The organism is Microbacterium sp. AC035, assembly GCF_979258485.1.
Genome location: NZ_OZ409858.1, coordinates 1,469,656 through 1,488,529, shown reverse-complemented (window position 1 = coordinate 1,488,529; position 18,874 = coordinate 1,469,656). Strand labels below are relative to the sequence as shown.

17 protein-coding genes are annotated in these 18,874 nt (G+C 68.6%); 9 read left to right on the top strand and 8 right to left on the bottom strand.

What is annotated here, in order from left to right:
• Nucleotides 1-24 precede the first annotated feature (24 nt).
• From ACZ0AA_RS07220 to ACZ0AA_RS07185, 8 genes are read left to right on the top strand one after another with little or no spacing between them, the layout of a single operon-like run.
• Entirely contained in the window at nucleotides 25-1,539 is a 1,515-nt protein-coding gene (locus ACZ0AA_RS07220; protein ID WP_400865076.1) for an ABC transporter ATP-binding protein, read from the top strand.
• Nucleotides 1,536-2,855 carry an ABC transporter permease gene (locus tag ACZ0AA_RS07215; RefSeq protein ID WP_463512534.1) on the top strand — a complete coding sequence of 440 codons (1,320 nt, stop codon included), beginning with the start codon at nucleotides 1,536-1,538 and terminating at the stop codon, nucleotides 2,853-2,855. The genes ACZ0AA_RS07220 and ACZ0AA_RS07215 overlap by 4 nt, the downstream gene beginning before the upstream one ends.
• Nucleotides 2,852-4,138: an ABC transporter permease gene (locus ACZ0AA_RS07210; protein ID WP_400865070.1), complete on the top strand. Its 1,287-nt coding sequence runs from the start codon at nucleotides 2,852-2,854 to the stop codon at nucleotides 4,136-4,138. Before ACZ0AA_RS07215 ends, ACZ0AA_RS07210 begins: the two co-directional genes overlap by 4 nt.
• Nucleotides 4,139-4,145: 7 nt before the next feature.
• The gene (locus ACZ0AA_RS07205) at nucleotides 4,146-4,544 is read left to right on the top strand and encodes a cytidine deaminase (protein ID WP_042536471.1); all 399 of its coding nucleotides are present in this window, start codon (nucleotides 4,146-4,148) and stop codon (nucleotides 4,542-4,544) included.
• The gene (locus ACZ0AA_RS07200) at nucleotides 4,541-5,833 is read left to right on the top strand and encodes a thymidine phosphorylase (RefSeq protein ID WP_463512533.1); all 1,293 of its coding nucleotides are present in this window, start codon (nucleotides 4,541-4,543) and stop codon (nucleotides 5,831-5,833) included. The genes ACZ0AA_RS07205 and ACZ0AA_RS07200 overlap by 4 nt, the downstream gene beginning before the upstream one ends.
• A 52-nt stretch (nucleotides 5,834-5,885) precedes the next feature.
• A complete protein-coding gene (locus tag ACZ0AA_RS07195; protein WP_463512532.1) occupies nucleotides 5,886-7,001 on the top strand; it encodes an adenosine deaminase in 1,116 nt (371 codons plus the stop codon).
• A gap of 3 nt (nucleotides 7,002-7,004) precedes the next feature.
• Nucleotides 7,005-8,108 carry a polysaccharide deacetylase family protein gene (locus ACZ0AA_RS07190; RefSeq protein WP_463512531.1) on the top strand — a complete coding sequence of 368 codons (1,104 nt, stop codon included), beginning with the start codon at nucleotides 7,005-7,007 and terminating at the stop codon, nucleotides 8,106-8,108.
• A 30-nt stretch (nucleotides 8,109-8,138) separates the two neighbouring features.
• Complete coding sequence (locus tag ACZ0AA_RS07185) at nucleotides 8,139-8,996, top strand: carbohydrate kinase family protein (RefSeq protein WP_463512530.1); 858 nt, start codon at nucleotides 8,139-8,141, stop codon at nucleotides 8,994-8,996.
• Nucleotides 8,997-9,031: 35 nt separating this feature from the next.
• Here ACZ0AA_RS07185 and ACZ0AA_RS07180 read toward each other — a convergent pair whose 3' ends face one another.
• The 8 genes from ACZ0AA_RS07180 to ACZ0AA_RS07145 form a co-directional block, all read right to left on the bottom strand.
• On the bottom strand, nucleotides 9,032-9,781 hold the full coding sequence (locus tag ACZ0AA_RS07180) for an alpha/beta hydrolase (RefSeq protein ID WP_400865054.1): 750 nt from the start codon (nucleotides 9,779-9,781) through the stop codon (nucleotides 9,032-9,034).
• Between the two features lie 48 nt (nucleotides 9,782-9,829).
• The gene (locus ACZ0AA_RS07175; RefSeq protein WP_400865051.1) at nucleotides 9,830-11,134 is read right to left on the bottom strand and encodes a flavin-containing monooxygenase; all 1,305 of its coding nucleotides are present in this window, start codon (nucleotides 11,132-11,134) and stop codon (nucleotides 9,830-9,832) included.
• A gap of 85 nt (nucleotides 11,135-11,219) precedes the next feature.
• On the bottom strand, nucleotides 11,220-12,377 hold the full coding sequence (locus ACZ0AA_RS07170) for a mannitol-1-phosphate 5-dehydrogenase (RefSeq protein ID WP_463512529.1): 1,158 nt from the start codon (nucleotides 12,375-12,377) through the stop codon (nucleotides 11,220-11,222).
• Nucleotides 12,377-12,808 (bottom strand): PTS sugar transporter subunit IIA, encoded by a 432-nt coding sequence (locus ACZ0AA_RS07165; protein WP_463512528.1) that lies wholly within the window; start codon nucleotides 12,806-12,808, stop codon nucleotides 12,377-12,379. Before ACZ0AA_RS07165 ends, ACZ0AA_RS07170 begins: the two co-directional genes overlap by 1 nt.
• A 67-nt stretch (nucleotides 12,809-12,875) precedes the next feature.
• Nucleotides 12,876-14,510 (bottom strand): PTS mannitol transporter subunit IICB, encoded by a 1,635-nt coding sequence (locus tag ACZ0AA_RS07160; protein WP_463512527.1) that lies wholly within the window; start codon nucleotides 14,508-14,510, stop codon nucleotides 12,876-12,878.
• Nucleotides 14,507-16,192, bottom strand: coding sequence for a phosphoenolpyruvate--protein phosphotransferase (gene ptsP / locus ACZ0AA_RS07155; RefSeq protein ID WP_463512526.1), 1,686 nt, complete (start codon nucleotides 16,190-16,192; stop codon nucleotides 14,507-14,509). The genes ACZ0AA_RS07160 and ptsP overlap by 4 nt, the downstream gene beginning before the upstream one ends.
• Complete coding sequence (locus tag ACZ0AA_RS07150; RefSeq protein ID WP_400865036.1) at nucleotides 16,189-16,470, bottom strand: HPr family phosphocarrier protein; 282 nt, start codon at nucleotides 16,468-16,470, stop codon at nucleotides 16,189-16,191. The genes ptsP and ACZ0AA_RS07150 overlap by 4 nt, the downstream gene beginning before the upstream one ends.
• Entirely contained in the window at nucleotides 16,467-16,784 is a 318-nt protein-coding gene (locus ACZ0AA_RS07145) for a PTS sugar transporter subunit IIB (protein WP_463512525.1), read from the bottom strand. The genes ACZ0AA_RS07150 and ACZ0AA_RS07145 overlap by 4 nt, the downstream gene beginning before the upstream one ends.
• Nucleotides 16,785-16,948: 164 nt before the next feature.
• Here ACZ0AA_RS07145 and ACZ0AA_RS07140 point away from each other — a divergent pair, with 164 nt between their 5' ends.
• Nucleotides 16,949-18,871, top strand: a complete 1,923-nt coding sequence (locus ACZ0AA_RS07140) for a BglG family transcription antiterminator (RefSeq protein WP_400865030.1) — start codon at nucleotides 16,949-16,951, stop codon at nucleotides 18,869-18,871.
• Nucleotides 18,872-18,874: the final 3 nt, after the last annotated feature.

Genomic DNA, 18,874 nt, shown 5'->3' with positions numbered 1-18,874 from the left:
GACACTTCTGGATAAGGTGCAGATATGAAGCTCGAACTTCGCGGTATCACCAAGCGGTTCGGAACCCTGGTGGCCAACGACCACATCGACCTGGTCGTCGAGCCGGGGCAGATCCATGCGCTGCTCGGCGAGAACGGCGCAGGCAAATCGACTCTGATGAACGTCCTCTACGGTCTGTACCAGGCCGATGAGGGCGAGATCCTCCTGGACGACGTCGTCCAGCGGTTCCGCGGCCCCGGCGACGCGATGAACGCCGGCATCGGCATGGTGCATCAGCACTTCATGCTCGTCCCCGTGTTCACGGTGGCCGAGAACGTCATGCTCGGTCATGAGCAGACCAAGGGACTGGGCACCCTCGACATCACCAAGGCGCGTGAGCATGTCCGCGCCGTCGCCGCCCGCTTCGGCTTCGACATCGACCCTGACGCCATCGTCGGCGACCTCCCCGTCGGTGTGCAGCAGCGGGTCGAGATCATCAAGGCGCTTTCGCGCGACGCCAAGGTCCTGGTCTTCGATGAGCCCACCGCCGTGCTCACGCCGCAGGAGACGGACGAGCTGATGGGCATCATGCGTCAGCTCCGAGACGAGGGCACGGCGATCGTCTTCATCACCCACAAGCTGCGCGAGGTGCGCGAGGTCGCGGACACCATCACGATCGTCCGCCTCGGCCGGATCGTCGGCGAGGCATCGCCCACGGCGACCAACGCCGAGCTGGCCTCGCTGATGGTCGGCCGCGCGGTCGAGCTCACGGTGCACAAGGACCCGCCGCGCCTCGGCGAGGGCGGCCTCGAGGTCAAGGGACTTCGCGTGCTCACCTCCGCGGGAGCGATCGTCGTCGACGGCATCGACTTCTCCGTGCGCCCTGGCGAAGTGCTCGCCGTGGCCGGGGTGCAGGGCAACGGCCAGACCGAGCTGGTCGAGGCCATCGTCGGCCTCGCGGCCAGAGTCGAAGGATCGATCACCCTCGGGGGAACCGAACTGGTCGGAAAGAGCGTCCGAGCGATCCTCGACGCCGGCGTCGGCTTCGTTCCCGAGGACCGGACCGAGGATGGACTCGTCGCAGGCTTCTCGGTCGCGGAGAACCTGATCCTCGACCGCACGGGCGACGACGAGTTCAGCCGGGGTGGGACCATCCGCCGATCCGCGCTCGAGGACTTCGCCCGCGCACGGATCAGCGAGTACGACATCCGCACGCAGGGCCCGCACACCCCGGCAGGAACCCTCTCAGGAGGAAACCAGCAGAAGGTCGTGATCGCCCGTGAGATGAGCCGCGAGCTCAGGCTGCTCGTCGCCGCGCAGCCGACCCGAGGAGTCGACGTCGGCTCCATCGAGTTCATTCACAAAAGGATCATCGAGACGCGGGACGCCGGCATTCCGGTCGTCGTCGTCTCGACCGAGCTCGACGAGGTGGCGGCTCTCGCCGACCGCATCGCGGTCATGTACAGAGGCACGATCGTCGGGATCGTTCCCGGCGACACCCCGCGCGAGACGCTGGGACTGATGATGGCGGGCGCCGCCGAGGGAGAGGTGGCCGCATGAGCGGTACGACCCCACAGGGGAGCAGCTCGGCGGGTCAGGGATCCGCTGATCAGCTCTCGGTGAACACGACCACGACGATGCGCGATTCGGGCGCCGTTCCGCCGCCTCCGCGCGGCAACGTGATCCTGAAGGAGATGCTCCGCGGCAGCGCGGTCACGACGATCCTCGCGATCTTCCTCGCGCTGGTCGTCGGCGGCATCCTGATCGCCTTCACGAACGAGGATGTGCTCGAGGCATCCGGCTACTTCTTCCAGCGTCCGAGCGACACCTTCGCCGCGATCTGGAACGCGGTCTACAACGGCTACGAAGCGCTCTTCCGCGGAGCCATCTTCAACGCACGAGGCGCGGACTTCGCCGCGCAGATCCGCCCGTTGACCAACACGCTGGGCTTCGCGGCACCCCTGATCGCCGCCGGTCTCGGCGTCGCCCTCGCCTTCCGCGTCGGCCTGTTCAACATCGGTGCGCGCGGTCAGATGCTGATCGGCGTCGCCGCCGCCGGGCTCCTCACCTTCCAGCTCGACCTGCCGTTCTGGCTGCACATCCCGGTCACCTTGATCGCCGGAATCGCCGGCGGCGCACTGTGGGGAGCGATCGCCGGTCTGCTCAAGGCGCGCACGGGCGCTCACGAGGTCATCCTCACCATCATGCTCAACTACGTGGCGTACTACCTGCTGCTGTGGATGATCCGCACCCCCGGTCTGCTGCAGAAGCCGGGCACGAACCAGGCGCTCGGCTACGCCACCCCGGAGAGCGCGCAGTTCCCCGAGCTCCTCGGCCCGCAGTTCCCGCTGCTCGATCTCGGGTTCGTGATCGTCATCATCGCCACCCTGTTCGTCTGGTGGCTGATCGAGCGCTCCTCGCTCGGAATGCGGATGCGCGCGGTGGGCGAGAACCCGCATGCCGCACGTGCGGCCGGAATCAGCGTGCAGCGCGTCTACGTCTACGCCATGCTCCTCGCCGGCGGTCTCGCCGGACTCGCGGGCATGAACCAGGTGCAGGGAGCGGTCACCACAGGCATCACCGAGACGATCGACGCGGGCATCGGCTTCGACGCCATCACCGTCGCCCTGCTCGGACGGAGCCGCGCGTGGGGCACCTTCGCCGCAGGCATCCTGTTCGGCGCGCTCAAGGCCGGCTCGTTCTCGATGCAGGCGCAGGACATCCCGGTCGACATCGTGCTCGTCGTGCAGTCGCTCGTCGTGCTGTTCATCGCCGCGCCGCCGCTGCTGCGCACGGTGTTCTTCCTGCCGAAGACCGATGCGGAGAAGGCAGCCAAGGCGAGAGCCAAGGCCGCGAAGAAGGCGGTGACCGCATGACCTCCCTCGTCCAGAGTGAAGCCGCCGACGGAACCGTGCAGCTCGCCACCGTGCGCGAGCGGCACCTGAAGGCGCCGATCGTCCTCGCGGCGGCCACCGTGCTGCTGGCGCTCCTGTTCCTGCTCGTGCCCCGCAGCGGCACCAGCAAGTTCCGACTCAACGACCCGTCGTCGCCTATCGCACTGCCGGATGTGGCGCTGCCGACGGGGCCGACCAGCTGGGTCGTCATCGTGATCCTCGCGCTGCTGTCGGTGCTCGCGTTCCTGCGGGCATGGTCGTACCGCAAGCCCTCGATCTGGCTGGTGATCGCCTTCAGCGTGATCGCCGTCTTCGGGTTCCTCGTGTGGGCGGGCGCCGGAGGCCTCGTTCCCGTCAGCAGCCTGCTCTTCGGAGCCGTCTCTCTGTCGGTCCCGCTCGTGTTCGGTGCCCTCGGAGGGGTCATCGGCGAGCGTGCCGGTGTCGTCAACGTCGCGATCGAGGGCCAGCTGCTCCTCGGAGCGTTCGCTGCCGCGTTGCTCTCGAGCGTCACCGGCAGCCCGTTCGTCGGTTTGCTGGGCGCCATGCTCGGCGGCGTGCTCGTGGCCGCAGTGCTGGCCGCATTCGCGATCAAGTACCTCGTCGAGCAGGTCATCGTCGGTGTGGTGCTCAACGTCCTCGTCAGCGGTCTCACCGGGTTCCTCTACGGGGCGCTGCTGGCGCCGAACGAGACCGCCCTCAACACGCCGGTGCGCTTCAGCCGCATCGAGATCCCGCTGCTCAGCGACATCCCGATCATCGGGCCGGTGCTCTTCAACCAGACGTTCATCGTGTACCTCATGTTCATCACCGTCGCGATCGTCGCCTGGGGCCTGTACCGCACGAAGTGGGGGCTCCGCGTCCGTGCCGTGGGCGAGCACCCGCAGGCGGCGGACACGGTCGGCATCAAGGTGAACGCGACCCGGTTCTGGAACGTGCTCCTCGCGGGCGCGATCGCCGGCATCGGCGGTGCGTACTTCACGCTGGTCTCCGTGCCGCAGTTCGGAAAGGACATGACGGCGGGTCTCGGCTTCATCGCCCTCGCCGCCGTCATCTTCGGACGGTGGGACCCTATCCGCGCGACCCTCGCCGCCCTGCTGTTCGGCTTCGCGACGAACCTGCAGAACCTGCTGTCGATCCTCAAGACACCGATCCCCGGCGAGTTCATGCTGATGCTCCCGTATGTCGTGACGCTGCTCGCGGTCGCCGGTTTCGCCGGTCAGATCCGCGGCCCCGCAGCCAGCGGCAAGCCGTACATAAAGTCCTAGGAGAGACATGACCGACATCGACTGGGATGAGCTTCGCCAGGTCGCGACAGACGCCATGACCAAGGCCTACGCGCCGTACTCGCGATACCGGGTCGGCGCTGCCGCCCTCGTCGGCGACGGCCGCATCGTGGCCGGCTGCAACGTCGAGAACGCGTCGTACGGCGTGACGCTGTGCGCAGAATGCGCACTGGTGGGCGACCTGCACATGTCGGGCGGCGGCCAGCTCGTCGCCTTCGTGTGCGTGAACAACGACGGGCAGACGATCATGCCGTGCGGCCGCTGCCGCCAGCTGCTCTACGAACACGCGATGCCCGGGATGCTGCTGGAGACCGTCTCCGGCATCCGGACCATCGATGAAGTACTGCCGGACGCGTTCGGCCCCCGAGACCTGGAGGACGCCCGATGAGCGTTGAGCCCTTCGACGCCGTCGATGTGATCCGTGCCAAGCGTGACGGAGGCGCCGTGCCCGAGAAGGCGTTGCGCTGGATGGTCGACGCCTACACGCGTGGCTACGTGTCGGACGCGCAGATGGCCTCGTTCGCGATGGCGATCTTCCAGCGCGGCATGGAGCGGGATGAGATCCGCGTGCTCACCGACGCGATGATCGCGTCGGGGGAGCGGATGAGCTTCGCCACCCTCGGGAAGAAGACCGTCGACAAGCACTCGACCGGAGGGGTGGGCGACAAGATCACCCTGCCGCTCGCACCGCTCGTCGCCGTGTTCGGCGTCGCGGTGCCGCAGCTCTCCGGACGTGGACTCGGCCATACCGGTGGCACGCTCGACAAGCTCGAGTCGATCCCCGGTTGGCGCGCTGCGCTCAGCAACGACGAGATCTTCGCGCAGATGCAGGGCGAGGTGGGCGCGGTGATCTGCGCCGCGGGCTCCGGCCTCGCTCCTGCCGACAAGAAGCTCTATGCGCTGCGCGATGTCACCGGCACGGTCGAGGCGATTCCGCTGATCGCCTCGAGCATCATGTCTAAGAAGATCGCCGAGGGCACGGACGCGTTGGTGCTCGACGTGAAGTTCGGCTCGGGTGCGTTCATGCAGGACATCGACCGGGCACGCGAACTCGCGCGCACGATGGTGGCCCTCGGCACCGACTCCGGTGTCGCCACGACCGCACTGCTGACGGACATGAACGTGCCTCTCGGACTCGCCATCGGCAACGCCAACGAGGTGCGCGAATCGGTCGAGGTCCTCGCAGGCGGAGGCCCCGCCGACGTCCGTGAGCTGACGATCGCTCTGGCCCGCGAGATGCTCGCACTCGCGGGACGGCCGGATGCCGATGTCGAGGCCGCTCTCGACGACGGTCGCGCGATGGACGGCTGGAAGGCCATGATCCGCGCGCAGGACGGCGACCCGGATGCGCCGCTGCCGACGGCCCGAGAGACGCACGTGGTCACCGCTCCCGCCGACGGCGTGGTGTCTCAGATGGACGCGCTGCCGTTCGGCATCGCGGCGTGGCGTCTCGGTGCAGGACGCGCGCGGGCGGAGGACCCCGTGGTCTTCGAGGCCGGCATCGATCTGCACGCCAAGCCCGGCGAGCGCGTGGTGGCCGGCCAGCCGCTGTTCACCCTCTCCGCCGCCGATGAGGCCCGGTTCCCCCGAGCCCTCGAGGCCCTCGAGGGTGCATGGGCGATCGGCGACGAGGCTCCCGCCGCAGGCCCGATCGTTCGCGAGCGCATCACGGCGTGATCCTCCGACCGCTAGCCTGAACACAGCGAATCCGCGACCGAGAGGAATCCCCATGTCGATCGACGCGAACGGCGATGTCACCATCCAAGGGGCGTCTCTGCGCAGCCTGCCCAAGGTGTCGCTGCACGACCACCTCGACGGCGCGCTGCGCCCATCGACGATCATCGAGCTGGCGGATGCGATCGGCTTCGAGGTTCCGGAGTCGAACCCGGCCGCTCTCGGCAGATGGATCGCGAAGAAGGCCGACTCCGGATCTCTGGTCGAGTACCTCAAGACCTTCGATCTGACGACGGCCGTCATGCAGACGACGGAGGGCCTGACTCGCGTCGCACGCGAGTTCGTGCAGGACCTCGCGCACGACGGAGTGATCTATGGCGAGGTTCGGTGGGCGCCCGAACAGCACCTCACCCGCGGTCTCTCGCTCGAGCAGGCAGTCGAGGCCGTGCAGCAGGGCATCGAGGAGGGCGAGGACGCCGCAGATCGCGACGGCCACAGCATCCGCGTCGGCCAGCTGATCACCGCCATGCGTCACACCGATCGCTCGCGTGAGATCGCAGAGCTCGCAGTCGGGTTCCGCGGTCGCGGGGCCGTCGGCTTCGACATCGCCGGCCCCGAGGACGGCTTCCCCGCGTCGAACCATCGCGCCGCCTTCGACTACCTCGCGGAGAACTTCTTCCCCGTCACGGTGCACGCCGGAGAGGCGGCCGGCCCGGCGTCGATCCGCTCGGCGCTCATCGACGGGAGAGCCCTGCGACTCGGCCACGGGGTGCGCATCGCCGAGGACCTGCAGGTGATCGCCCAGGAGGGCGACGAGGTGCAGGTGCAGTTCGGCGACCTGGCGCGCTGGGTGCGCGACCGCGAGATCCCTCTCGAACTGTCGCCGTCGTCGAACCTCCAGACCGGAGCGATCGCGGCGTGGGGCGACTCTCTCGCCGATCACCCCTTCGACCTGCTCTACCAGCTCGGCTTCGCGGTCACGGTGAACGTCGACAACCGCACGATGAGCGCGACCTCCCTCACCCGTGAGCTGTCGCTCCTCGTCGAGACGTTCGAGTACGACCTCGATGACCTCGAGACCTTCCAGTTCAACGCCGCGGCCGGAGCCTTCCTGCCCGTCGAGGAGCGCGAGGAGCTCGTGGAGATGATCGCCGACGGATTCGACATCTAGATCATGGCTTCCGGGGGGAAGCGACGCCGCGTCGGCGTCGCAGTGATCATCAGCGCCGTCATCGTGCTCGCGGCCGGCGCGGCATCGGCTTACGCCTGGTCGACGCGTGCGCCGGCGGAGAGCACTCCGCGCGCCGGCGCCGCACTCATCGAGCGCCCGCTCACGCCCGTTCAGCAGCTCCTCGCGGATGCCGACGACCCGCTCGCGTGCGCGGTGACCTTCTTCGGCGACGGAGCCCCGACCGAGCCCATGCTGCAGCGGCAGGACGGGCTCTACGCGGCGCTCCCGATCCCGGCGCAGGACGGTCGGGTCTTCGCGGGGTGGTACACGACCGAGGCGGATGCCGCTGCGTACACCGTCGCCGCGCGTGTGAACGGCGCCGATCCTGTCGCCTGCGTCGACCAGCAGACCGATCTGTTCGCCGGGTGGACGACCGCCGAGGCGAACGCCGCCGCCGACGTGCAGGTGCCGATCCTCATGTACCACCAGTTCACGGCCAACCCGGACGGCGAGTCGGGGTGGCTTCGCGGCAACTACGCGTACATCGGTGACTTCGACGCGCAGATGACTCACATCGCGACGACCGGCTTCTATCTTCCGACCTGGGACGAACTGAGCGCGTTCATCGACGGACGGCTCTCGCTGCCCGCCCGCTCGGTGATCATCACCGACGACGATGCCGACCAGACCTGGTTCGACCTGGCGGTGCCGGTGATCGAGCGGAACAAGCTCCTCTCGACGTCGTTCATGATCACGGCCTATCGGCAGGACCCTCCGCCGTCGGTCTACGTCCTGCGCCGGTCGCACACCCACGACATGCATCAGGCGGGAGAGAACGGCAAGGGCCGGATGACGAACTGGACGGCCGACGAGATCGCTGCGGATCTGAACGTCTCAGGGGATGTGCTCGGGGTGCGTGAGGTGATCGCGTATCCGTTCGGACACTACAACGACACTGCCAAGCAGGGCGTCGCGCAGGCCGGCTTCGAGATGGCACGCACCATCGAACCGGGGTATGTCGAGATCGGGACGGACAAGCTCGCGCTCCCGGTCGTGCGAATCGACTACGGAATGGGACTGGACTCGCTGATCAAGCGGATCGGCTGATCAGGCGGTCGCACCGGGCAGGATGGAGCCATGACCGCATCCGTCTTCATCGTGGGGCCCGCCTCCTGGAACTCGATCGTCGTGCTGGACCGCCTGCCGGAGCCCGTGCCCCACATGCAGTTCGCCGAGGACTCCTGGGAGACGATCGGCGGCACGAGTGCGGGTAAGGCGCTCAGCCTCACCGCGCTCGGGCGTCAGACGCTGATGTATGCGCTGGCCGCTGGGGACGAGCCGGGGGAGCGCGTGCGCGATGCCCTCGACAGGGCAGGCGTGCGCACTCTGTGGGGTGACGGCGACGCCACGGAGCGTCACCTGAATCTCATGACCCGTGGCGGCGAGCGGGTGTCGCTCTATCTCGCCTCGCCCGGGGCGACGGATGGCGCCGACGACGATGCTCTGGTCGCTGCGATGAGAGGGGCCGATGTGATCGTGCTCGACCTCGCGGCGGAACCGCTGCGGCTTCTCCCGGCGGCCAGGGCCACCGGACGCCCGATCTGGGTCGACGTGCACGACTACGACGGCGAGGCCGACTTCCACCGGCCGTTCCTCGACGCTGCCGACGCCGTGTTCTGCAACGCCGACCGCCTCGCCGATCCGGTGGCCTTCCTCCGGTCGCGCATCTCGGCGGGATCGTCGCTCGCGGTGTGCACGCTCGGCGCGGAGGGCGCAGTGGCGATCGACGCCGACGGCGTGGAGCACCGCGTGGCGGCGGTGCCCGTCGACGTCGTCGATACGAACGGCGCCGGCGATGCCTTCCTCGCGGGCGTGCTCGACGCCCGACTCTCCGGCGCCGACGTGCGGTCGGCGCTCACCGCGGGCGCGCGGACGGCTGCAGGGGTGCTCGGCACGCGCCACCTGCATCCGCTGCTCGATGCCGTCATCGGCTGAGACCGGAGGCGCTGAGGCGCTGAGCGAAGAGCGGGTCAGCTCCGGGGGAGCTCAGCCATGAACGGATTCAGGATCCCGGCGACCTCGTCGTGCATCTCGTCGTCGGTGATCGTCGGAGTCCCATCGCCTGCCTGGGGGCCGTAGTCGCCGAACGATGCGTGGGAAGCGCCTTCGATCTCGATCATCTCGGCGTCGGCCGGGAGCTGGTCGCGGGCGGCGTCGATCTTCTCGGGCGTCGAGAGCCCGTCCTCGCTGCCCGAGATGCTCAGCACGGCGAGGTCGGTGTCTGAGACATCGTTCGAACAGTACGATCCGAACAGCACGAGCGCCTCCGCGTCTGCGGCGAGCTGGCACGCGCGCACGCCACCGAGGGAGTGGCCGCCGACCGCCCACTCGTCGATCCCAGGGGCCGCCGATGTGAAGGAGTCCAGGCCGCGCAGGTCGAAGAAGGCCAGGTTCAGCCAGGGGCGGGTGATGACGACGGTCACGCCCTCCTCGGCGAGGCTCTGCAGGATCGCGGCGTACGCCCACGGGTCCACCTTCGCCCCGGGGATGAACACGAGACCCGTCTCGGACTCGCCGTCTGCGGGCGTGAGCACGATTCCCTGCTCGGCGTCTTCGACGTGGATCGCGGGGTTCTCCCTGACGCTCGCCAGCGGCGCCTTCTCGGCGGGCATCACGCCGATCTGGCTCCAGGCGACGATGCCGCCGATTCCGAGCACGAGGACGGCGACGAGTCCCCAGACGATCACTTTCAGGACACGACGGCCACGCTTCTTCTGCACGGGTTCAACGCTAGAGCCTGCGCATGTGAAGGACCTCTGACCCGAGGATCAGGACCGCTGCACCGTCGGGGTCTCCAGCGCATGCTTCTCGCGACGGACGGCGCTGCGGTAGGCGTCCTTGTTGACGTAGTACGCCATGCGGTCGAGCCCGAGGTAGCGATAACCACCCGTGAGGTCGGGCCACGGCTCCGAGGTCACCCGGTCGCGGAACCGCGCGGCTCGTGCCGGCGCGTGCTCGGCGGCGTCGAGATAGGTCGCCAGCAGGTCCGCCTGCTCGTATCGCCCCTGCCAGCCGATGCCGGATGCCTCGATCATGCCCATCACATAGAGGCCGTTGAACGACGCGGGGAAGATGTTCAGGAACAGTCGGGGGGCCGCGCCGCGCCAGTGCAGGTGCGCGCGGTCGACGAACGGATAGTCGAGCGTGTACCCGGTCGCGAGGAGCACGAGGTCGTAGTCGTCCGACGTGCCGTCGCGGAATCGCACGGTCGAGCCGTCGAACCGGTCGATGTCGGAACGGATGCGCAGGTCGCCCTGGCCGAGATGATCGAGGACCATGGTGTTGACGATCGGGTGAGACTCGTAGATGCGGTAGCCGGGCTTCGGGAAGCCGAAGCGCACCGGGTCGCCGGTGAAAGCCCGCAGCACGCGACTGTCGACGGCCTGCTTGAGGCGGGCGGGCAGCGGCCGCCCCTGGTTGAGCGTGTCGCTCGGCTTGCCGAAGAGGTACCGCGGCACGAAGTAGTACCCGCGGCGGACACTCATGTCGACGGATGCGGCGTGGTGCACGGCGTCGACCGCGATGTCGCAGCCCGAGTTGCCCGCGCCGATCAGGAGCACGCGCCTGCCTGCGAGCTGATCGGGGGACTTGTAGGTGCTCGTGTGCATCAGCTCGCCGGCGAAGGTGCCCGCGAAGGTGGGGATGTTCGGCTCGGCCAGGGTGCCGTTCGCGATCACGACGCCGGTGTACCACCTGGTCTGCTCGCCCTCGGGGCCGTCGCTGGTGAGGTCCCAGCCGCCGTCCCGCGGTTCGAGGCGCGTGACCCTCGTCGCGAACCGGAAGTGGTCGGTGAGACCGAAGTGGTCGGCGTAATCGCGGAAGTACTGCCGAAGCACCCGGTGGCCCGGATAGTCCACCGTCGATCGCATGGGGAATTCGGTGAACTCGGTGGTGGTGCGAGACGAGATCAGGTGCGCCGACTCATACATCGTGCTGCGCGGGTTGTCGATGTCCCAGAGCCCGCCGACCCCTGCAGAGGCCTCGTATCCGTCGACGCCGATTCCGCGTCTCGTGAGCGCGCGGGCGGCAGCCAGTCCTGACGGCCCCGCGCCGATGACGGCGTATCTGCTCATTCTGCTCCCGCACCTCGCTGTGCACGCACCCGCGCCCTCCGCCGATCGTATCGGCAGAGGGCGCGGGCGATGCGTGCTGCGGCGCTCAGGTGGCGTTCAGAGCCGTCTGACGTGAGATCACGGCGTCGAGCACTGCAGGGAAGAGCGGATGCTCGGGATCCAGCCCCGTCGTGCGCACAGTGAAGGCGAGCGCATCCTCGGTGCGCAGGGCCTCCTGCATCTCGACCGCCTGCTCGTCGTCCGGCGCTTCGAACTCCAGCGCGGCGGTGACGGCGCCGACCAGGGCGATGGTCGGCAGCCCTCTCTCGGCTGCCATCGCCGCGGGTCCGATGAACCGTTCGTGTCGCGAGATCTTGCGCAACGGCTGACGCCCGACGCGCTGCACGGTGTCGACGAGCGCCGGGTTGCGGAACCGCTCGAGGATCGTGGCGCGGTATCCGGCGAGCTCGGCGGGGTCGAGTCCGTGCTCGGCGACGAGCACCGCGGAGGTCTCTTCGAGCGCGGCCGACACGCGAGCTGCGATGTCCGGGTCGGCCAGAGCATCCGAGATGCGCTCGATGCCGGCCCGAGCGCCGAAGTACGCGGTGGCCGCGTGCCCGGTGTTCACCGTGAAGAGCTTGCGCTCGATGTAGGGGGCGAGGTTCTCGACGAAGTGCGCTCCGGGGATGTTCGGCAGCGCGCCGCCGAAGGCCTCGGATTCGATCGCCCACTCGAAGTAGGGCTCGACGGTGACGTCGACGCCGCCGTCTGCGGGCTGCCCTGGGACGATGCGGTCGACCGCGGTGTTCGCGAAGACCGCTCGGGAGAGCAGCTCCTCCGCATCCACCCCGGCGGCCTTCTCGACCTCTGCGCGCAGGGTGTCTGTCGCGCCGATCGCGTTCTCGCAGGCCATGACCTGGAGGGGAGCGGCTCCGGCGGGTCGGCGGGCGAGGCCCGCGACGATAGTCGGAGCGACGAAACGAAGGACGGTGGGCCCGACCGCTGTGGTGACCACATCGGCGGTCGCGACCTCGTCGGCCACGGCATCCGGGTCGGTCTTGCTGTTGACCGCGCGGAACCCGGTCACCACGTGGTCGGTGCCGCCGGGGCCCGCCTCATGCACGGTGTACGAGTCGACGGCGTTGATCGCGTCGACCAGCACATCGGCGACGTCGGAGAACACGACCTCGTAGCCTCCCTCGTGCAGCAGCAGTCCGACGAAGCCTCGGCCGATGTTGCCGGCGCCGAAGTGGACGGCCTTCATCAGTCGTTCACCGCCGACAGCAGGGCGTACAGCTCGTCGGGCGTCTGGGCGGCGTTGAGCTTCGCGACGTCGTCCTCGTCGGAGAACAGGATCGCGATCTGCGAGAGGATCTCGAGGTGCTCGTCACCGCGACCGGCGATGCCGACGACGAACGTCGCAGGCTCGCCGTCCCAGTCGACGCCGCCGTCGTAGCGGACGACAGACAGGGCGGATCCGAGGATCGCGTCCTTCGCGTCGTTCGTGCCGTGCGGAATCGCCAGGCCGTTGCCCATGTAGGTCGACACGGTCTCTTCGCGCTGACGCATCGCGTCGACGTAGGCAGGAGTGACGGCACCGACGGACACGAGGATGTCGGTCGCCTCCTGCAGTGCCTCCTGCTGAGTGCTGCTTCCGGAGTGGATGCGGACCTGGTCGAGAGTGAGAACGCTCATGGTGATTCCTTCTTTCTGAGAATGTGGAGGCGGGGCGGATGCCGAAGCACCCGCCCCGCCCGGTCTGTCACGCGTCGGTGCCGCGCTGCTCGCGCACCATCTCGACGACCTCTTCGTACTTCGGAGAGTTCATGAAGTTGTCGACCGACACATGGACGGAGTCCGGCGACTGCGCCTTCGCGCGATCCGTCAGCTGCTGCTGCGTGATCACCAGGTCGGCGGTGCCGTCGAGGTTCGCGATGGCCTGGTTCGTGACGGTGACGCCCTCGACCCCCGCCTTCTTGAACTTGTTTCGCAGCACGCTCGCGCCCATGGCCGACGATCCCATGCCGGCGTCGCAGGCGAACACGATGTTCTCGATGCGGCGGTCGGTGGCGACGCCTGCGCCTGTACCGGCAGCTGCACCCGCAGCACCCGCACCCGAGGATGCGCGGAGCGCATCCATCGCGGCGGACGACTTGCCCTTGTTCGCCTCAGTCTGTGCGATCGCGTCACCGAAGCTGTCGCCCTCGGCTTCGAGGTCGCGCTTGCGGGAGGCGCGCAGGATGACGCCGGCGACGAGGAAGGTGACCACGGCGGCGATGACGACCGACAGGTAGACGACGAGCAGGTTCCCGACACCCGGGCCGACAGCGGCCGCGGTCACGGCGATGATGCTGCCGGGGGCTGCGGGGAACACCAGACCGCCACCGAGCACCATGTTGGTCGTGACGCCGGCCGCTCCACCCGCGATGAGGGCGAGGATCGTGGTCGGCTTGCTCAGTGCGTACGGGAAGTAGATCTCGTGGATGCCGCCGAAGAACTGGATGATCGCAGCTCCCGGCGCGGACGCCTTCGCCGCGCCGACGCCGAAGAACGAGAATGCGAGAAGCAGGCCGAGACCGGGGCCGGGGTTCGCCTCGATGAGGAACAGGATCGACTTGCCGGTCTCCGCGGCCTGCTCGATGCCGAGAGGGGTGAACACGCCGTGGTTGATGGCGTTGTTCAGGAACAGCACCTTCGCGGGCTCGACGATGATCGAGACCAGGGGCAGGAGGTTCAGTGCGACCAGCCAGTCGACCGCCCCGCCGAGGACGGCGCTGATGCCGAGCATCACAGGACCGAAGGCGAAGAAGCCGAAGATCGCCAGGAGCATGCCCAGGATGCCGGCCGAGAAGTTGTTCACCAGCATCTCGAAGCCGGGGCGGATCTTGCCGTCCCAGATTCGGTCCATCTGCTTGGTGATGTAGGCCGCGAGCGGTCCCATGATCATCGCGCCGAGGAACATCGGGATGTTCGTGCCGACGATGACACCCATCGTGGCGATCGTCGCGACGACGCCGCCGCGCTCGCCGTAGACCATGCGGCCCGCGGTGTTGGCGATGAGGAGCGGAAGAAGGTACGTGACCATGGGGCCGACGAGGCCCACGTACGCGAGGATGTTGCCGTCGGCGCCCTCGGCGACCGCGGTCATGGCGCCCTGCCAGCCGACGACGGCAGAGTCGCCGCCGCCGCCGATGGTCTCGGCGACACCGGCCCAGTGCCAGCCAAACGGGCTTTCCGACCCGAAGAAGCCCTTCGGGATGAACAGCATGGTGATGAATCCCCACGCGATGAACGCGGCGATATTGGGCATGATCATTCCGGACAGGAACGTGCCGAAGCGCTGCACGCCCGTTCGGAGGCCGCCTGCCTTCGTGGCGGCCGGTGACGTCGTCGTCATGATGTCGTCTCTTTCTGGTGAGGGGGAAGGGTTGCTGTGGCATCGGCCACGGCGAGGCGGGCTCCGGCGGCATCATCTGTCGCCAGGGCCAGTTCGGCGAGGTGTCGTGCCTCGTCGAGAGTTCGGGTGGAGAGCATGTGTCGCACATCGGCCAGGGCCGACGGTGCCATCGAGAGACTCGTCGCGCCGAGCCCCACGAGCACGACCGCGAGCATCGGATCTGCGGCAGCCTCGCCGCAGATCCCGACCGGCTTTCCGAGGCGGGCGCCGGCCGATCCGACCTCGCGCACGAGTCGGAGCACGGCGGGGTGCCACGGGTCCTGGAACGCGGCGACCGAACCGAGCATCCGGTCTGCGGCCATCGTGTACTGCGTGAGGTCGTTGGTGCCGATCGAGGCGAAGTCCGCGTGCGCGAGCACCCGGTCGGCGAGCAGGGCGCTCGCCGGAATCTCCACCATCACACCGGCCGTCTTCAGTCCGTATTCCCTGGCGAGGGAGGTGAAGTACCGGGTCTCCTCGATGGTCGCGACCATGGGTGCCATGACCCAGAGGTCGGCCTCGGTCGCGGCATCCGCCTCGGCAAGCGCGGTCAGCTGCTCTCGCAGGATGTCTTCGCTCGCGCGGAGAGCACGCAGCCCGCGGAGCCCGAGCGCGGGATTCTCCTCGTGCGCATCGTTGAGGAACGCCAGCGGCTTGTCGGCCCCGGCGTCCAGCATCCTCACGACGACCTTCTTGCCGGGGAAGGCCGCCAGCAGCTCGCGGTACGACTCGCGCTGCTGCTGCACCGTCGGCGCCTGCGCCGAGGAGAGGAACAGGAACTCGGTGCGGAACAGCCCGACGCCCTCGGCCCCGCGTTCGACGGCATCGGATGCGTCTGCAGGTTTCCCCAGGTTTGCCAGCAGCGGGATCGGCGTGCCGTCGGCGAGGGCGCCGGGGGTCAGTGGTGCGGCGTCCGCCGAGCGGCGGGCGGCGGCGCGCTGCTCGGCGCGCGTCTTCTCGTCGTCGGACGGATCGACGGTGACGATTCCGGCGGCGGCATCGACGATGACCGTCCGGCCGGTTGCGAGCTCGGAGGCGGATGCCGCCCCGACGATCGCGACGATGCCCTTCTCACGGGCGAGGATCGCCGTGTGCGAGGTCGGCCCGCCGTCGAACGTGACCAGGGCGAGCACCTGATCGAGGTTCAGCAGCGCGGTGTCCGCCGGGGCGAGGTCTCGCGCCACCAGCACGAACGGATGCCCCGGATCGGGGACTCCGGGTGCATCGACGCCGCGAAGACGCGCGAGCACCCGCTGAGCGATGTCATCGAGGTCGGCAGCGCGCTCGCCGAGGTAGCCGCCGACGGCTTCGAGCGTCGCGCGGAAACCGGCGAACGCGTCGTGCACAGCCCACTCGGCTGTGGCGCCGTCGTCGATGCGCGTGTCGACTTCGTCCTGCAGCGTCGGGTCCTCGGCGATCATCGCCTGCGCCTCGAGCACCTCCTGCGCCGAGCCGCCGGCAGCCTCACCGCGCGCGGTGAGCTCCTGGGCGACCGCGGCGACGGCCTCACGCACTCGTGTGCGCTCGGTGTCCGCGCCCTGGGTGCTGGGGGTGTTCTCGGGAGCGGGCAGCGACTCGGTCATCCGGACGACGACGCCCTGGGCGACCCCGAGACCGATCCCGACTCCTCTGAGCTCGCTCACGCGCCGGCGTCCTGGTCATGGTCGGTCGTGAGCAGCTCGGTGAGCGTGTCGAGCACGCTCTCGGCACTGTCGCCTTCGGCGGTCAGCGTGACGTAGTCGCCGTGCTCGATCGCGAGCGCGATGACGCCGAGGATGCTGGCCGCGTTGACCGCTTTGCCCGAGTCCTTGGCGATGGTCACGGGGATTCCCGAGTCCTTGGCCGCCTGAGCGAAGAGCTTCGCCGGACGGGCGTGCAGTCCGTGTGATGAGCCGATCCGGACGGTGCGAGAGACGGTCATGATGTTCCTTTCGGGGTGTTCCTGATATCGGCGATGATCGAGCGGGCGAGCGCCAGCGTGCGGGTACCGTCCCGATCAGCGAAGACGTCGTCGGGGAGCACCGCCACGCGAGCGGATGCGGCCAGTCGGATCGCCTCGAAGCGATCGGCGAGGTGCGGACCGACGAGGATCAGATCGTGGTCGCTGCCGGCGACGGACTGCTCCATGCCTGCGGCGGCGTCCCAGTCGAGGCCGGCCTCGGAGGCCGCCCGTCGGAGTCGTTGCGCGACGAACGTGCTCGACGCACCGGCGCCGCACACCACGAGGATCTTCATCGATGCTCACCTTTCCTGAGAACAGTCTGGGAAGAGTCGGCGGCGGTCGCCAACAGGTTCCTTTCCGCCCCTGCGGAACATCGGTTTCGGAGCGGCGCCCTCACCTTCCTGACATCATGGAAGTCACGTCAGGACAGTGCGGTCGGCACGGAGGAGGGAGCATCATGTCGCGACAGCGTCAGGACCAGCTCCTGTCATCCTTGCTCCGGCAGGAGAAGTGGGTGACGGCCGCGAATCTCGCCGATCAGCTGGGCGTCACACCTCGCAGCATCCGCTCGTACGTCGCCGCCCTGAACGCGAGGACCGGTGAAGCGGATGCCGTCGAGTCCGGCCCCGCCGGATACCGTGCCGGGCCGGGGGCGCGGCAGGCGCTGCGCGCCCGTCAGAACGGCGAGTCCGCTCCGCGGGACCGCCTGCACGGGCTCGTGCGCACCCTGCTCGATGTGCCGGACGGCGTCGACGTCTTCGCCACGGCGGATGCCCTCCACGTGAGCGAAGCCACGCTCGAAGCGGATCTCGCCCGTGTTCGCACGCTGCTCGACGGCACCGATCTCACCCTCGAGAGAGACCGTGAGATCGTGCGGCTACGCGGCAACGAGGCGGCCCAGCGCCGTCTGCTGTCGCGATTGGCTCACGACGAGATGGACGCCGCGTCGTTCCATCCCGAGACCTTCCGCCGGGCGCTCGCCGGGGGAATCATCGCCGCCGATGCCGTCGGACCCTTCAAGTCCGAGCTGGTGCGCGAGCTCGGCGAGCAGGGCTACTACGTCAACGAGCTCGCGATCTCCGATGTCCTTCTGCACATCGCGATCGCCGCCGAGAGGGTGGCGGCCGGCCACGCGCTCGAAGAAGGGCCCGCCGGTGCCCGCGAGGAGATCCCGCGGGTCGGCGCCGTGATCGCCCGTCTCGCCCAGCAGCACTTCTCCGTCGCGCTGGGAGACGGCGACAGCGGCCATCTCGCATCCCTCGTGCTCACCCGCATCGTGGCGCCGGGAGAGGACGCCGCGGGTGATGTCGCCCGCAGCGGCGTGGACCCACGGGTGGAGGCAGCCGTCCGTGCCGAGATCGCGAGGGCCGCGGACGACTTCCAAGTCGACCTGGTCGATGAGACCTTCGTCCTGCGTCTCGCCCTGCACGTGCAGAATCTGATGCGACGAGCCGAGGAGAGCGCGCTCACCCGCAACCCGCTGACGCGTTCGCTCAAGACCTCGTACCCGATGATCTTCGAGGTCGCCGTCTCGATCGCCAGCGGCCTGCACGATCGTCTCGGCACGCCTATCCACGACGACGAGATCGCCTACATCGCCATGCACGTCGGCGGACGTCTCGAGCGCAGCCGCAAGGCCGAGTCGATCCTCACTGCGACCATCGTGTGTCCCGGCTACTACGAGCTCCACGAGCTGCTCCGGTCGAGCGTCGACCGTTCGCTGGGATCGGCGATCGAGGTGACGAGTGTCATCACGAAGGTCGACCCGGATTGGGCGTCGTTCGACACAGATCTCGTGCTCAGCACGATCGAACCGGGAGCGGCCGGGGATCGCTTCGTGCGCATCCAGCCGTTCCTCACGGACGCCGATGTCGATCGGATCCAGCAGGCTGCCGCGCGTGTCAGGCGCGGCAGACGCCTGACCAGGCTCCGCGCCGAGCTCGCGCGCTACTTCGTCGCCGATGCGTTCCTCTACCCGCTGCCGGATGAGGGGGAGGAGTCGATCATCCGGCGACTGGGCGGACTGCTCGTGGATGCCGGTCTCATCGGCGACGACTACGTCGACAACACCATCCTCCGCGAACGGATGTCGTCGACGGCGTTCACCGATGCTCTCGCGGTGCCCCACGCGCTCCAGATGACCGCGACGCGCACCGCGATCGCGATCGGCGTCGCAGACGGATCGGCGGCCTGGGGCGAGGGACGGGTGCAGGTGGTCGCCCTCGCAGCGTTCAGCGAGAGCGACCGTGCCGCATTCCAGACGGTGTTCGAGCAGCTCGTCGAGGTGTTCAGCGAACGCGACAGCGTGCAGCGCATCCTCCGTCGAGGCACGACCTTCGAGGCGTTCCTCGACGAGCTCGTCGCCGTCATCGACGGCTGAGGG

Coding starts and splice junctions, on each gene's coding strand:
- ACZ0AA_RS07220 (WP_400865076.1), top strand. CDS start 25: ATGAAGCTCGAACTTCGCGGTATCACCAAGCGGTTCGGAACCCTGGTG.
- ACZ0AA_RS07215 (WP_463512534.1), top strand. CDS start 1,536: ATGAGCGGTACGACCCCACAGGGGAGCAGCTCGGCGGGTCAGGGATCC.
- ACZ0AA_RS07210 (WP_400865070.1), top strand. CDS start 2,852: ATGACCTCCCTCGTCCAGAGTGAAGCCGCCGACGGAACCGTGCAGCTC.
- ACZ0AA_RS07205 (WP_042536471.1), top strand. CDS start 4,146: ATGACCGACATCGACTGGGATGAGCTTCGCCAGGTCGCGACAGACGCC.
- ACZ0AA_RS07200 (WP_463512533.1), top strand. CDS start 4,541: ATGAGCGTTGAGCCCTTCGACGCCGTCGATGTGATCCGTGCCAAGCGT.
- ACZ0AA_RS07195 (WP_463512532.1), top strand. CDS start 5,886: ATGTCGATCGACGCGAACGGCGATGTCACCATCCAAGGGGCGTCTCTG.
- ACZ0AA_RS07190 (WP_463512531.1), top strand. CDS start 7,005: ATGGCTTCCGGGGGGAAGCGACGCCGCGTCGGCGTCGCAGTGATCATC.
- ACZ0AA_RS07185 (WP_463512530.1), top strand. CDS start 8,139: ATGACCGCATCCGTCTTCATCGTGGGGCCCGCCTCCTGGAACTCGATC.
- ACZ0AA_RS07175 (WP_400865051.1), bottom strand. CDS start 11,134: ATGAGCAGATACGCCGTCATCGGCGCGGGGCCGTCAGGACTGGCTGCC.
- ACZ0AA_RS07170 (WP_463512529.1), bottom strand. CDS start 12,377: ATGAAGGCCGTCCACTTCGGCGCCGGCAACATCGGCCGAGGCTTCGTC.
- ACZ0AA_RS07165 (WP_463512528.1), bottom strand. CDS start 12,808: ATGAGCGTTCTCACTCTCGACCAGGTCCGCATCCACTCCGGAAGCAGC.
- ACZ0AA_RS07160 (WP_463512527.1), bottom strand. CDS start 14,510: ATGACGACGACGTCACCGGCCGCCACGAAGGCAGGCGGCCTCCGAACG.
- ACZ0AA_RS07150 (WP_400865036.1), bottom strand. CDS start 16,470: ATGACCGTCTCTCGCACCGTCCGGATCGGCTCATCACACGGACTGCAC.
- ACZ0AA_RS07145 (WP_463512525.1), bottom strand. CDS start 16,784: ATGAAGATCCTCGTGGTGTGCGGCGCCGGTGCGTCGAGCACGTTCGTC.
- ACZ0AA_RS07140 (WP_400865030.1), top strand. CDS start 16,949: ATGTCGCGACAGCGTCAGGACCAGCTCCTGTCATCCTTGCTCCGGCAG.